The organism is Enterobacter sp. HSTU-ASh6 (genome assembly GCF_026319105.1).
Taxonomy (GTDB): Bacteria; Pseudomonadota; Gammaproteobacteria; order Enterobacterales; family Enterobacteriaceae; genus Enterobacter; species Enterobacter sichuanensis.
On the sequence record NZ_WSPD01000005.1, the window covers coordinates 1 to 13280 of the forward strand.

A 13280-nucleotide genomic window follows, 5' to 3' on the forward strand; every position below is an offset into this window, starting at 1 on the left:
CTCAGAAGTGAAACGCCGTAGCGCCGATGGTAGTGTGGGGTCTCCCCATGTGAGAGTAGGGAACTGCCAGGCATCAAATTTAGCGTGCTGATATGGCTCAGTTGGTAGAGCGCACCCTTGGTAAGGGTGAGGTCCCCAGTTCGACTCTGGGTATCAGCACCACTTTATACTTAGGTTAAAGTTCGGCAAGAAGTAAAAGAATTTGTCTGGCGGCTTTAGCGCGGTGGTCCCACCTGACCCCATGCCGAACTCAGAAGTGAAACGCCGTAGCGCCGATGGTAGTGTGGGGTCTCCCCATGTGAGAGTAGGGAACTGCCAGACATCAAACAAGTGAAAAGGCCATCCGAAAGGATGGCCTTTTTGCGTTATGATTGCCGTGAAAACCGTAGGCCCGGCAGGCAACGCGCCTCCGGGCAAGAGAGCAGGTTAATGAATCACCTGCGACAGGAAGGCTCGCGTGCGTTCTGACTTAGGATGGGCAAAGAACTCATCCGGTGGTGCCTGCTCAACAATCTCCCCGCGATCCATAAAGATCACCCGGTCGGCCACGGTTCTCGCGAATCCCATTTCATGTGTCACACACAGCATGGTCATGCCGGATTGTGCCAGCCCAATCATGGTATCCAGCACCTCTTTCACCATCTCAGGATCCAGGGCTGACGTCGGTTCATCAAACAGCATAATTTTCGGCTTCATACACAGCGAGCGGGCGATAGCCACGCGCTGCTGTTGGCCACCCGATATCTGACCAGGAAATTTATTGGCATGCTCTGCAATACGTACGCGTTCGAGGTAGTGCATTGCCAGCGCCTCCGCTTCCTTTTTAGGCATCTTTCGTACCCAAATTGGCGCAAGCGTACAGTTCTGCAGAACGGTCAGGTGTGGAAAAAGATTAAAGTGCTGGAATACCATTCCCACTTCCTGACGCACGCGTTCAATGTTGCGGATATCTTCATTCAGCTCGATACCATCAACCACAATGCGTCCTTGCTGATGTTCTTCAAGATGGTTAATACAGCGAATGGTTGTGGATTTCCCGGAGCCGGAAGGGCCGCAAAGAACGATGCGTTCCCCCTGCTTTACCTTGAGATTAATGTCTTTCAGGACATGGAACTGTCCGTACCATTTATTCACATTTTCCAGCGTAATCATCGCGTCGGCGGGTGTCATAGTTATTTGGCTCATAATTTCCTCAGTGCGGTGTACGCCCGGTGTTAAAGCGCTTTTCCAGATGCTGGCTGTAGCGCGACATGCTAAAACAAAAGATCCAGTAGATAAGGGCTGCAAAGACATATCCTTCTGTGGACATGCCCAGCCAGACAGGGTCCACGGTGGCCTGTTGCACGCTGCTAAAGAGATCGAACAACCCGATGATGATCACCAGGCTGGTATCTTTGAAGAGGGCAATGATTGTGTTGACCAGTCCCGGGATAACCAGCTTGAGAGCTTGTGGAAGAATGACCAGCCCCTGCGTTTTCCAGTAACCGAGCGCCAGTGATTCCGCCGCTTCGTACTGGCCTTTAGGTAACGCCTGCAGCCCACCTCGTACAACTTCAGCAACATAGGCTGACTGGAAGAGAATCACCCCAACCAGCGCACGGATCAGTTTGTCTATCGTGGTGCCTTCTGCCATAAACAGCGGCAGCATGACCGAAGACATAAACAGAACGGTGATAAGCGGCACGCCGCGCCAGAACTCAATGAAGATAACGGAGAGCACGCGTACGATCGGCATTTTTGAACGCCGTCCCAGGGCAAGTAAAATCCCCCACGGCAGTGCGCCGGCTATCCCCACCGAAGCGATAATCAGCGTCAGCGTCAGTCCGCCCCACTGGCGTGTTTCTACGCGTTCCAGCCCCAGGAAACCGCCATACAGCAGTATCCAGACAATGATGGGATAAACCACTGCCCAGCCGGTAATGTAGCGTCCACGATGAGGCAGCTTTTTCCAGAACATGACCGCGACAGAGAGCAGGCCGATGACCAGCGCCAGATTTATCCGCCAGCGCTGTTCATGTGGATACAATCCATACATGAACTGACCGAAACGCTCATGAATAAACACCCAGCAAGCGCCAGCTTTGGTGCAGTCTGCCCGGGTGGAACCGACCCAGTTAGCCTGTAAAAACGCCCAGTTCAGCAGAGGCGGGATCAATTCCCACATCAGCCACAGGCAGACGATCGTCAGCAGGCTATTACTCCAGCTGGAGAACAGATTCTTACGCGCCCACAGAATAAAGCGTCCACCTGTCGAGTTGGCAGGGCGCGAGGCGTGCGACAGTATCGCTTTTGTCATCATAGTTCCTTAGCGCTCGACCAGTGCTATACGACGGTTATAAAGGTTCATCAGCAATGAAATCACCAGGCTGATGATCAGATAGACAGACATGGTGATCGCGATGGTTTCAATGGCTTGTCCGGTCTGGTTAAGCACGGTTCCGGCGAAGAGTGACACCATATCGGGGTAGCCTATGGCTGCGGCCAGCGACGAGTTTTTGACAATGTTCAGATACTGGCTGGTCAGGGGAGGAATAATGACCCGTAAAGCCTGCGGAATGATGACCTGGCGAAGCGTCACGGTATGGGGCAAACCCAGAGAGCGTGCCGCCTCGTGCTGTCCGTGAGGTACAGCCTGGATCCCTGCACGGATAATCTCAGCGATAAACGCGGACGTATAAATCGACAGCGCCAGCGTCAGTGCGGCCAGCTCAGGAATTAATACCATCCCGCCCTGAAAGTTAAAGCCACGCAGATGCGGAATATCCCAGTGTAGCGCTGCTCCGAACAGCCAGTGTGCCAGCAGCGGCAGGCAAACAATCAGGACAGCCGCCGTGGGCCAGGTTCTGCGAAGCTGCCCGGTTTTGATCTGATGCTTGCGATTAAAACGGAATACCCCAGCTGAGAGAGCAAGCGCTATCACAATTGCGGCGATGAACGCATACAGCCCTTCACCTTGCAGAGGAGAAGGAATGGACAACCCTCGGTTACTGAGGAAAAACAGCTCAAACGCGTCGACGGCCTGACGGGGACCCGGAAGGTTACGCAGCACGGCGAAATACCAGAAGAAGATCTGCAGCAGTGGTGGGATATTACGGAACGTCTCGATATAAACAGTCGACAGTTTCCGCAGGAGCCAGTTTTCAGAGAGACGCGCCAGGCCGATAAAGAACCCCAGTATCGACGCGAAGACGATACACAGCGCCGAGACCAACAGCGTATTCAATAAACCGACGACGAACACGCGTCCGTAGGTGTCTCCTTCCTGGTAATCAATAAGGTGCTGAACAATGCCAAACCCCGCGCTGCGATCCAAAAACGCAAAACCGGAGGTAATGCCGCGGTTATTCAGGTTGGTGATCGTGTTGTGGATGAGATACACGGCGATGAGAACAACCGCAACGATAGCAATAATCTGGAATAGCCAGGCGCGGACCGCGGGATGAGAAAAGGATAGCGATCCTTTTACGGCTGAGCGGCGATGGGACATAAAGAAACCTCAATAACCATGACTCTGGAGTGGGCACCGCCTGAGCAGTGCCCGTTACAGCTATGACTTAACGTACTGGTGGCGCGTACTGAATACCGCCGTTATTCCAGAGATTGTTCTGTCCGCGTTTGATCTTCAGTGGGCTATCCGATCCCACGTTGCGCTCAAAGATCTCAGAGTAGTTGCCCACCTGTTTGATGATGTTGTAAGCCCACTTGTTATCCAGCTTCAGATCTTTACCGAAATCACCCTCTTTACCGAGCAGGTGCGCCATATCCGGGTTGGATGGATTCGCGGCTTTCTCATCCACGTTTTTCGAGTTGATGCCCATCTCTTCTGCGTTCAGCATGGCAAACAATGTCCAGCGAACAATGGAGAACCAGTCTTCATCGCCACGGCGTACCACAGGTCCGAGAGGTTCTTTTGAGATCACTTCAGGCAGGACAATCCACTCAGCCGGGTTGCTCAGCTTAATACGTAAGGCATACAGCTGTGACTGGTCAGAAGCCAGGGTGTCACAACGACCGGACTCCAGCGCTTTAGCCGATTCATCCGAGCGGTCAAATGTCACAGGGGTGTACTTCATATTATTGGCTTTGAAATAGTCTGCGACGTTCAGCTCGGTATCAGTACCAGCCTGGATACAGACGGTGGCACCATCCAGTTCTTTCGCGCTTTTCAGGCCCGCTTTGTTATGGGTCAGGAAGCCGATGCCGTCATAATAGGTCACGCCGGTAAATGACATTCCCATACCCGCGTCGCGGGAGGAGGTCCAGGTGGTATTACGGGAGAGCATGTCAACCTCGCCGGACTGCAGCGCCGTAAAGCGCTCTTTCGCCGTCAGCGGGGTATATTTTACTTTGCTGTCATCACCAAAAACGGCAGCTGCGACGCCACGGCAGACATCCACATCAATACCGGTAAATTTGCCGTTCGCATCGGCATAGGAGAAGCCAGGCAAACCGTCACTGATACCACATTGAACAAAACCTTTCTTTTTAACGGCATCCAGTGTCGTTCCCGCATGGGCTTGACCGGCTACGGCAAACAACATGCCTGCAGCGGCCAGGCTGGCTATCATCGTCTTTTTCATAATGCATCCTGTGTGGCGAATTTATCGTTATAGAGGCGTTTTAAAAACGCTTTACCTGTCTGTGGCGTTGGCCAACGTTTATAAAGCAAACGTAATGCCAGTTTTGCGTTCGACAAAATAAGTGAGAAGTGAACGCTTAATGCTGAGTGTAGACAGGCTTAAATAAAACGAGCGCCCCGAAACGGTGCGAAATTACAACCTGTGCCACAAATCGGAGCAAAAGTTTTAACGAGAGTCAGAGGAAATGAAGAGATAGTTTCCAGAGTGAATATTGGCAGGGTATTCAATAGGAATAATGTGTGAAAATCATCACGATAGAATATGAAATTTTAATGAGTATACGGAAAAGTTGTGACTGGCTTCTGGCTGCAATTAATTATTTGAATAAATACGGGGCTATTTTTTTACTTATTTGAAAACACTGCACTCTTTAAAAGCAAAAGCGCGGCCGGAGCCGCGCTTCTGAACAGATGTTATTTGGTCAGGGCAACGATACCCAACGTCAAACCCGCCACAGCGGCTGCACCACCAGCGATAGCACCCGCGGTTTCCCAGTTATCCTGGGTGGTGCCTTTCATACAGGTATTGGTATGAACCAGTCGGCCCTGGTCATCGTAAACCGGTACACATGGAGAGTCGTGCGCGCAACCAGCAAGCAACGCAGCGAGGAGTGCAACGGAAATGAATCTTTTCATGATGTTACCTCAGTATTATTTCTCGTCCGCTATAAAGCCAGGAGGGCAATTAGCGAACAGGAGGTTATTTTACCACCGGGGTAAGACCGTGTTACACGAGGAATAATCTCAATTTATGTCGTTTGTAAAAATCGTGGAGAAAAGTCGGTTTCAGAAAGAATTAATGGAGAAATTATGAAGCTGCAAAAGGCTGTTTTTACTTAATGCAAACTACCCTGGTTTTAACGCTGCTATTTTGTAAAGTCTAATTCGTTGTTTATGTTAAAAATAAAAAGGCACCGAAGGTGCCTTTTCAGGAAAACATTACTCTTTATGGCGGGTGAATCGTCGGCGGACAACCACAAAGAAAACGGGCACGAAGAAAATGGCCAGAAGCGTTGCGGAAAGCATCCCTCCCATCACGCCCGTACCCACCGCGTTTTGCGCGCCGCTCCCGGCCCCGGTGCTGATCACCAGCGGCATGACGCCGAGAATAAAGGCCAGGGAGGTCATCAGGATGGGGCGAAGGCGCATCCTTGACGCCTCCAGTGTAGCTTCAATAATACCTTTACCTTCTTTCTCCATCAGGTCTTTGGCAAACTCGACGATCAGGATGGCGTTTTTCGCCGATAAACCAATCGTCGTCAACAGGCCGACCTGGAAATAGACGTCATTGTTTAACCCGCGCAGCGACGCTGCAAGCAGCGCTCCAATGACACCCAGCGGCACCACCAGCATGACTGAGAACGGAATGGACCAGCTTTCATACAGGGCCGCCAGACACAGGAACACCACAATCAGTGAAATGGCGTACAGCGCCGGCGCCTGGTTACCCGAAAGCCGCTCCTGATAAGACATTCCCGTCCAGTCATAGCCGATGCCGGAAGGCAGTTTTGCCGCCAGGCTTTCCATCATCACCATCGCCTCACCGGTACTTTTCCCCGGGGCTGATTCACCGAGGATCTCCATTGATGGCATCCCGTTGTAGCGCTCCAGGCGAGGTGAGCCATAGACCCAGTGCGCGTTGCTAAAGGCTGAGAACGGGACCATTTCCCCATTCGCGCTGCGCACGTAGAGGTTGTTAATATCGCCTGGCAGCATACGGAATTTTGCGTCGGCCTGAACGTAGACCTTTTTCACGCGTCCGTGATCGATAAAGTCATTCACATAGGTGCCACCTAACGCCGTCGAGATCGTCTGGTTAACGTCAGAAATACTGACACCCAGCGCCTGCGCTTTCTCCTGATCGACATCCAGCTTGAACTGAGGCGTATCTTCAAGACCGTTAGGACGCACGCGAACCAGCAGATCAGGGTGCTCTTTCACCATGCCGAGCAGTTGGTTACGTGCCTGCGTCAGCTGGGTATGCCCCAGGTTAGCCTGGTCAATCAGCTCAAAGTCGAAGCCCGTGGCGGTACCCAGTTCAATAATTGCAGGCAGGTTAAACGGGAACACGAGACCATCTTTAATCTGACTGAAGGCTTTGGTCGCGCGACCCACAATGGCTTCGACGCCATTTTCCGCCCCCGGGCGCTCCTCCCAGGGCTTCAGGCTGATGAAGGCAATGCCGGAGTTCTGACCCTGGCCGCTAAAGCTAAAGCCGTTAACGGTAAAGACGGATTCCACATTCGCCTTCTCTTTGTTCAGATAGTAATCCTGAACCTGGTCGAGGACCTGCTGAGTGCGCGTCTGGGTTGCCCCCGCCGGGAGCTGAACCATCGTCATAAACACCCCCTGATCCTCTTCGGGCAGGAAGGAGGTCGGTAAACGAAGGAAGAGCACCGCCATCCCGCCGACAATAATGACGTACACCACCAGATAGCGGCCGGTCTTACGCAAAATACCGCTCACGCTGTTGCTGTAGTGCTCCACACTTTTATCAAAGCGCGCATTAAACCAGCCGAAGAACCCCCCTTTCTGGGCATGATGGTCGCCGGAGACGGGCTTGAGCAACGTTGCACAGAGTGCGGGCGTCAGGATGAGCGCAACCAGTACGGAGAGCGCCATGGCGGAAACGATCGTCAGTGAGAACTGGCGATAGATTGCCCCCGTTGAACCGCCAAAAAAGGCCATTGGAATAAAGACCGCCGAGAGCACCATGGCGATCCCCATCAGCGCCCCCTGGATTTGCCCCATCGATTTCTGCGTGGCCTCTTTCGGCGGCAGCTTGTCTTCTACCATGACGCGTTCAACGTTCTCGACGACCACGATGGCGTCATCCACCAACAGACCTATCGCCAGCACCATGCCGAACATGGTCAGGGTATTGATGGAGAAACCGAACGCCGCCAGAACCGCGAAGGTCCCCAGCAGAACGACCGGAACCGCGATAGTCGGGATGAGCGTCGCCCGCAGGTTTTGCAGGAACAGGTACATGACCAGGAAGACGAGAATAATCGCTTCAAACAGGGTCTTCACCACTTCGTGAATGGAGATTTTCACAAAAGGTGTGGTGTCATAGGGGTAGACAACCTTCAGCCCCTGCGGGAAGAACTGCTGCAGTTGCGCCAGTTTGCTCTTGATGGCTGCCGCCGTGTCCAGCGCATTTGCCCCGGTCGCCAGCTTAATCCCCAGGCCGGTTGCCGCCTGCCCATTGATTTTGGTCACCATGTTGTAGTTTTCGCCGCCCAGCTCAATGCGAGCCACATCTTTCAGATGCACCATTGAGCCATCCTGATTCACTTTGAGCGTGACCCGGCCAAACTCTTCCGGCGATTTCAGGCGGGTTTGCGCGATGATCGAGGCGTTCAGCTGCTGCCCGGGAATGGACGGCGTTCCACCCAACTGGCCTGCCGCTATCTGGTCATTCTGCGTTTTCAGCTGGTTGATAATATCCAGCGGCGTCAGCTGATATTTGTTCATCGCATTGCTGTCGAGCCAGATGCGCATCGCATACTGAGCACCAAACAGCTGGACGTCGCCGACGCCAGACGTTCGGCTGATGGCATCTTTGACGTTTGAGGCGACATAGTCGGAGATGTCATCCTGCGTGAGATGTTTGTTATCTGAAACAAAACCTGCGACCAGCAGGAAGCTGCTGCTGGACTTCTCAACGCCAATCCCTTGTTGCTGTACCTCTTGCGGCAGCAGCGGCATGGCGAGCTGCAGTTTGTTCTGAACCTGCACCTGGGCGATGTCCGGATCGGTCCCTGACTCGAAGGTGAGGGTGATCGTGACGTTACCTGCCGAGTCGCTGGTGGAAGACATATACATCAGGTTATCGATACCGTTCATGTTCTGTTCGATAACCTGAGTCACCGTATCCTGCACCGTTTGGGCATCAGCGCCCGGGTAGGTTGCGGATATCGCCACCGCAGGAGGCGCAATGGTCGGATACTGGGCGACGGGAAGTTTGAGAATGGCCAGCCCGCCGGCAATCATTAAAATGATGGCAAGTACCCAGGCGAAAACCGGCCGCTGAATAAAGAAATTAGCCATGTTGTCGTCCCTTAACTGGCTGGAGCGGTGGTGGTATCAGGCGTGGCGACCACGGTTGCCCCCGGTCTGACTTTCTGTAACCCGCTGACAATAACGCGGTCACCGTTTTTCAGCCCTTCTGTTACCAGCCAGCGATCGCCAATTGCCTGTGGGGCGACGACGGTACGTGCCTCAACCTGGTTTTTATCATTCACCACCATAACGGTTGCATCGCCTCGTGGCGTACGGGTCACCCCCTGCTGTGGAACCAGGATCGCATCCGGCTGCGTGCCTTCATCAATGCGGGCACGAACGAACATGCCGGGTAACAGCAGATGTTGCGGATTCGGGAAAATGGCACGCAGGGTTATCGAGCCGGTACTCTCATCGACCGTGACGTCAGAGAACTGCAAAGTGCCTTTCAGTGGGTAGGGCTGCCCATTCTCCATCAGCAGCTCAACGGTACTGGCGGACTCGCCTTTTTGCAGACTCGTCTGTTTCAGACGCATAAACTCATTACTGGACTGGGTGACATCGACATAAATCGGATCAAGCTGCTGGACCGTTGCCAGGGCTGTGGCTTGTCCGTTGGTGACGAGAGCCCCTTCGGTTACGCTGGATTTACCGATGCGGCCATCGACAGGCGATGTAACTTTGGTGTACGCAAGGTTAATACGCGCGCTTTCAACACCGGCTTTGGCAGCAACGACGCTGGCGTCTGCCTGCTGAGCCGTTGCTACAGCCTGGTCATACTCCTGCTTGCTGACATACTGGGTGCCCACCAGTGGGAGATAACGTTTCACGGTCAGGTGCGCAATACTGGCTGCCGCCTGGGCCTTCGCCAGCTCGCCTCTCGCACTGTCATAGGCTGCCTGATAGGTCGCGGGATCAATCTGATAAAGTGACTCACCCGCTTTAACATCACTCCCTTCCGTGAAGTTGCGACGCAGGATGATGCCGCTAACCTGAGGACGAACCTCCGCAACCCGAAAAGCGTCGGTTCTGCCCGGGAGTTCAGTGGTAACAGCCAGAGGCGCGCTTTTCACGATATGCACGCTGACCTGAGGTGCCTGCGGGGGTTGTTGTTGTTTTTCCTGACCATCGCATCCAGTGAGCAGTACCGCGCAGACAATGAAACCGGATAAGGGTAAGCGTCTGAAATGATTCGTCATTACTGTTCCTTTAAATACCCATTAACCGATATATGTCATGAACCGGTAGTTGGGGCAGAGGGATAAAAAATAAAATGTAGCTGCGTATAATAATGAGGGTATTTAATGTTTTTTAATTTATAAGTGCGAATGAGCTGGCCTGAAGACAAAATCAGAATCGGGCCTGAGGTTTACGGTAATATACGTCTGGCATAATTATCAGATAAACAGCGTTTAAGGTTATCCATTCATTCAGGTCATGAATTTAATTGGCTTAATGTATTTGTATTAATGATAAATTATGTGCGTTGACTTTTTTTGTGCAAAATGAAAACGGAAATTGGTGAATACTTTCATTTTTATGAACGCAGCAATATCTATAAACCTTGTGTATAACGAGTAGTCGTCTATGGCGCGTAAAAAGAAAGAAGAGGCTCAACAGACCCGACAGCAGCTGATTGAGGCGGCTATCGGACAGTTTGCAACACGTGGCGTAGCCAATACGACGCTGACGGATATCGCGGATGCCGCCAGGGTGACGCGCGGCGCGATCTACTGGCACTTCACCAGTAAATCTGAAATTTTTAATGCCATCTGGGAACAGCAATTACCGCTTCGCGACATTATTCGCGACCGGCTTTCCCTTTCCGAAAGTGACGATCCGTTGTTAATGCTTCGTGAGCAGTTTATTACAGCATTGCAGTATATTGCTCATGAGCCGCGGCAATGTGCGCTTTTACAAATTCTGTATCATAAGTGTGAATTTAGCAGCGATATGATTTCAGAAAGTGAAATCAGAAAGCGTATTGGGTTCAATGATGACGCGTTACGTGTCACGCTGGAGGGCTGTATTTCGCGGGGGATTATTTCACCCAGGATGAATGTGGACCTCACCTTGATCGTATTTCACGGTTTTTTTAGCGGAATCATTAAAAACTGGTTAATGAATAACGACAGTTTTAATCTCTACCAGCAGGCGCCCGCCCTTGTCGATAGCATTCTGGCGACACTCCCGATCGTTCGCGTATCGCCTCATGATGATTACAGCTCCGCGCCAGGTAACATTTCTCCCCGGGCACAAAGTGCCTCTACGGTCTGCGCGCTGACAGGTTTACCTAACAGATAACCCTGAAGGGTATTACAGCCAAGCTCGGTCAAAAAGTTTTGCTGTTCTTCGGTTTCCACCCCTTCCGCCACGACTTTCAGGTTAAGCGTTTTTGCGAGGGCCACAATCGCCGAAACAATGGTGGCATCCTCGCTCTCACCGCTTAACTCTTTCACAAATGCCCTGTCGATCTTGAGTTCGCAGGCCGGCAAGCGCTTGAGATAGAGCAGGCTTGAATATCCGGTGCCAAAATCATCAATAGAGGCCTTCACACCTGCATCCGTCAGCTCTGTCAGCACCCGCACACTTTCATCCGGGTTGCTCATTGCCGTGGTCTCCGTCACTTCCAGGATCAACATTTCCGGCGGCACATGATGACGCGCCAGGCAGTCGAGAACCGTTTTAACCAGCGAAGGTTGTTCGAACTGCAACGTTGACAGGTTGACTGCCATTGACCAGCTTTGATGCCCCTGAAGATGCCATTCCCGCAGCTGGCGGCAGGCTTCATTAATGACCCAGTTACCAATGGGGATGATCAGCCCCGTTTTTTCCGCCAGCGGCAGGAAGAGGTCCGGAGTCAGTAATCCCTGCTTAGGATGTTGCCAGCGTAATAACGCCTCAAAGCCGAGAACCGGCCCTGCGGGAGCGTGAAATTTTGGCTGATACAGCAGGCGCAGCTCATCACGATCGATCGCCATCCACAGATCGTTCATTAGCTGAAGATGGGTCTGCGCCAGGGTATTCATGGAAGGCTGGAAAAAGTGGTAACCGTTCCGGCCCATATGCTTCGTGTGATACATCGCAGCATCGGCATTAAACATCAGCTCGCGCTCGGTTTTGCCGTCGTGAGGATAAAGTGCGATGCCAATACTGAGGGTCACCACCAGTTCATAGGGGTCGAGATTGAACGGGCTATCGATGGCATGCACCAGCGAATTTGCCAGCGAGGCAGCATCGTCGGGACCTTCACCCTCTGCCAGCAGAACAAACTCATCACCGCCGATACGCGCAAGGGTGAACTGGCCTTTCAGGAGAAGCAGCAGACGCTGCGTGACGGCGACCAGCAGCCTGTCGCCGACATCATGGCCGTAGGCATCATTGACGGCTTTAAAACCGTCGAGATCCATGAACATCAGCGCAAAACGGGTGCCTTCACGATCGGCTTTGCTGATGGCCTGATCGAGTCTGTCTTCCAGAAGAATACGGTTGGGCAGCCGCGTCAGGGTATCGTGCAGGGCCAGTTGTGCGAGTTCCCGGTTCGCTTCTGCAAGCGATGAGGCCAGAAGGGCGGTACGTGCCTGGAGACGGGCATCCAGCATCGACACCAGCAGGGTGATCCCAAGAATAGAGAGCGCGACGACGCTGACCAGCACCGCCAGCCAGCTCCCGTTTATACCGTCATGATGAACCATGGTGGACATCGGAAACTGCGCGGCTTTCATCCCGGCGTAGTGCATACCGGCAATGGCAATCCCCATGGTGATGGCGGCACCCATGCGCATCAGCACGACCTGCGCGGCTTCGTGGCGCAGGCGGAAGGTTAGCCAGAGTGCCGCGAGTGAAGCGGCAAGGGCAATCACAACCGAAATGGCGACCCAGAACGTGTCCCAGATAATCCCGGGCATCACTTCCAGCGCTGCCATGCCGGTGTAATGCATGGCAACAATACCGCCACCCATCACCAGCGCGCCTGGCAGCAGACGACGCAAGCGCAATTGTTCGCCGCTGACAAGCCACAGCGCAAACAGTGACGATCCCACGGCGATAACCATGGATAACACCGTCAGGGTGGCGTTGTAGCTCATGCTCATGGAGAGGTCCATCGCCAGCATGCCAATAAAATGCATGGCCCACACGCCAATGCCCATTGCAATGCCCCCGCCAGCCAGCCAGACGCGTGCGGCGACGCCCTGACTCCCGGCGACACGTGCAGCCATATTCAGGGCGGTATACGCCGCAAGGATGGCAACAACAAAGGAGAGGACAACAAGGATTGAGTTGTATTGGCTAACCAGCATGGTCGGTTCTACTCGAGTGTGAAGTTACGCCAGAGCGGTTGAGAAGGGCGAGACATTATCACCGTAAGGTAACGGCTCAAAGGGATTTAAATCCCCGTTTTTACTGGGTAATAGCAGGGTGGTTTGCGCAATCGCGCGGTCAGTCGAGTTCTGAGCAGTTCACTAACTTGAGCGGATTCACGGAGTTCATATTGCGACACTTATCGGTTTCGGTGCTCATCAGCTCAATCCACTGCATCAGCAGTGTATCGAAAATGAAAACGGAGATTGCAAAGACAACCAGCCACCAGTATTTACGAATCATTGTGTCATTCCGCGAGAAGAGCGCCAGTAGG

General features: G+C 53.0%; 10 protein-coding genes, 1 tRNA gene and 1 rRNA gene. 3 read left to right on the forward strand and 9 right to left on the reverse strand.

The features are described 5' to 3' along the window. The first annotated feature begins 86 nt into the window (after positions 1 to 86). Positions 87 to 162: transfer RNA gene (locus tag GM298_RS07235), tRNA-Thr, on the forward strand. A 43-nt stretch (positions 163 to 205) separates the two neighbouring features. Continuing rightward, a 5S ribosomal RNA gene (gene rrf / locus GM298_RS07240) occupies positions 206 to 321 on the forward strand. 105 nt (positions 322 to 426) lie between these two features. On the opposite strand, the gene GM298_RS07245 is transcribed toward rrf, so the two are convergent. The 7 genes from GM298_RS07245 to GM298_RS07275 form a co-directional block, all read right to left on the reverse strand. Further along, the gene (locus GM298_RS07245; RefSeq protein WP_014171880.1) at positions 427 to 1185 is read right to left on the reverse strand and encodes an amino acid ABC transporter ATP-binding protein; all 759 of its coding nucleotides are present in this window, start codon (positions 1183 to 1185) and stop codon (positions 427 to 429) included. 7 nt (positions 1186 to 1192) lie between these two features. Further along, positions 1193 to 2296 (reverse strand): amino acid ABC transporter permease, encoded by a 1104-nt coding sequence (locus GM298_RS07250; RefSeq protein ID WP_025760269.1) that lies wholly within the window; start codon positions 2294 to 2296, stop codon positions 1193 to 1195. Between the two features lie 9 nt (positions 2297 to 2305). Then, positions 2306 to 3487, reverse strand: a complete 1182-nt coding sequence (locus GM298_RS07255; RefSeq protein ID WP_025760268.1) for an amino acid ABC transporter permease — start codon at positions 3485 to 3487, stop codon at positions 2306 to 2308. 67 nt (positions 3488 to 3554) lie between these two features. Beyond that, positions 3555 to 4580: an amino acid ABC transporter substrate-binding protein gene (locus tag GM298_RS07260; RefSeq protein WP_025760267.1), complete on the reverse strand. Its 1026-nt coding sequence runs from the start codon at positions 4578 to 4580 to the stop codon at positions 3555 to 3557. A gap of 473 nt (positions 4581 to 5053) precedes the next feature. Then, on the reverse strand, positions 5054 to 5275 hold the full coding sequence (locus tag GM298_RS07265) for a lipoprotein (RefSeq protein ID WP_008502867.1): 222 nt from the start codon (positions 5273 to 5275) through the stop codon (positions 5054 to 5056). A gap of 303 nt (positions 5276 to 5578) precedes the next feature. Then, positions 5579 to 8692, reverse strand: a complete 3114-nt coding sequence (locus GM298_RS07270; RefSeq protein WP_266153854.1) for an efflux RND transporter permease subunit — start codon at positions 8690 to 8692, stop codon at positions 5579 to 5581. 11 nt (positions 8693 to 8703) lie between these two features. Further along, positions 8704 to 9843, reverse strand: a complete 1140-nt coding sequence (locus GM298_RS07275) for an efflux RND transporter periplasmic adaptor subunit (RefSeq protein ID WP_045286782.1) — start codon at positions 9841 to 9843, stop codon at positions 8704 to 8706. 388 nt (positions 9844 to 10231) lie between these two features. On the opposite strand from GM298_RS07275, the gene envR reads away from it, so the two are divergent. After that, complete coding sequence (gene envR / locus GM298_RS07280; protein WP_266153855.1) at positions 10232 to 10948, forward strand: acrEF/envCD operon transcriptional regulator; 717 nt, start codon at positions 10232 to 10234, stop codon at positions 10946 to 10948. Here envR and GM298_RS07285 read toward each other — a convergent pair. Then, positions 10864 to 12945, reverse strand: coding sequence for a putative bifunctional diguanylate cyclase/phosphodiesterase (locus GM298_RS07285; RefSeq protein WP_266153856.1), 2082 nt, complete (start codon positions 12943 to 12945; stop codon positions 10864 to 10866). The two genes, envR and GM298_RS07285, sit on opposite strands and share 85 nt — an antisense overlap. Before the next feature lie 139 nt (positions 12946 to 13084). Beyond that, on the reverse strand, positions 13085 to 13249 hold the full coding sequence (locus tag GM298_RS07290) for a DUF2556 family protein (RefSeq protein ID WP_025756647.1): 165 nt from the start codon (positions 13247 to 13249) through the stop codon (positions 13085 to 13087). Positions 13250 to 13280: the final 31 nt, after the last annotated feature.

Excerpts from the sequence above, each read along its gene's own strand:
- GM298_RS07245 (WP_014171880.1), bottom strand. The coding sequence starts at position 1,185 with ATGAGCCAAATAACTATGACACCCGCCGACGCGATGATTACGCTGGAA.
- GM298_RS07250 (WP_025760269.1), bottom strand. The coding sequence starts at position 2,296 with ATGACAAAAGCGATACTGTCGCACGCCTCGCGCCCTGCCAACTCGACA.
- GM298_RS07255 (WP_025760268.1), bottom strand. The coding sequence starts at position 3,487 with ATGTCCCATCGCCGCTCAGCCGTAAAAGGATCGCTATCCTTTTCTCAT.
- GM298_RS07260 (WP_025760267.1), bottom strand. The coding sequence starts at position 4,580 with ATGAAAAAGACGATGATAGCCAGCCTGGCCGCTGCAGGCATGTTGTTT.
- GM298_RS07265 (WP_008502867.1), bottom strand. The coding sequence starts at position 5,275 with ATGAAAAGATTCATTTCCGTTGCACTCCTCGCTGCGTTGCTTGCTGGT.
- GM298_RS07270 (WP_266153854.1), bottom strand. The coding sequence starts at position 8,692 with ATGGCTAATTTCTTTATTCAGCGGCCGGTTTTCGCCTGGGTACTTGCC.
- GM298_RS07275 (WP_045286782.1), bottom strand. The coding sequence starts at position 9,843 with ATGACGAATCATTTCAGACGCTTACCCTTATCCGGTTTCATTGTCTGC.
- envR (WP_266153855.1), top strand. The coding sequence starts at position 10,232 with ATGGCGCGTAAAAAGAAAGAAGAGGCTCAACAGACCCGACAGCAGCTG.
- GM298_RS07285 (WP_266153856.1), bottom strand. The coding sequence starts at position 12,945 with ATGCTGGTTAGCCAATACAACTCAATCCTTGTTGTCCTCTCCTTTGTT.
- GM298_RS07290 (WP_025756647.1), bottom strand. The coding sequence starts at position 13,249 with ATGATTCGTAAATACTGGTGGCTGGTTGTCTTTGCAATCTCCGTTTTC.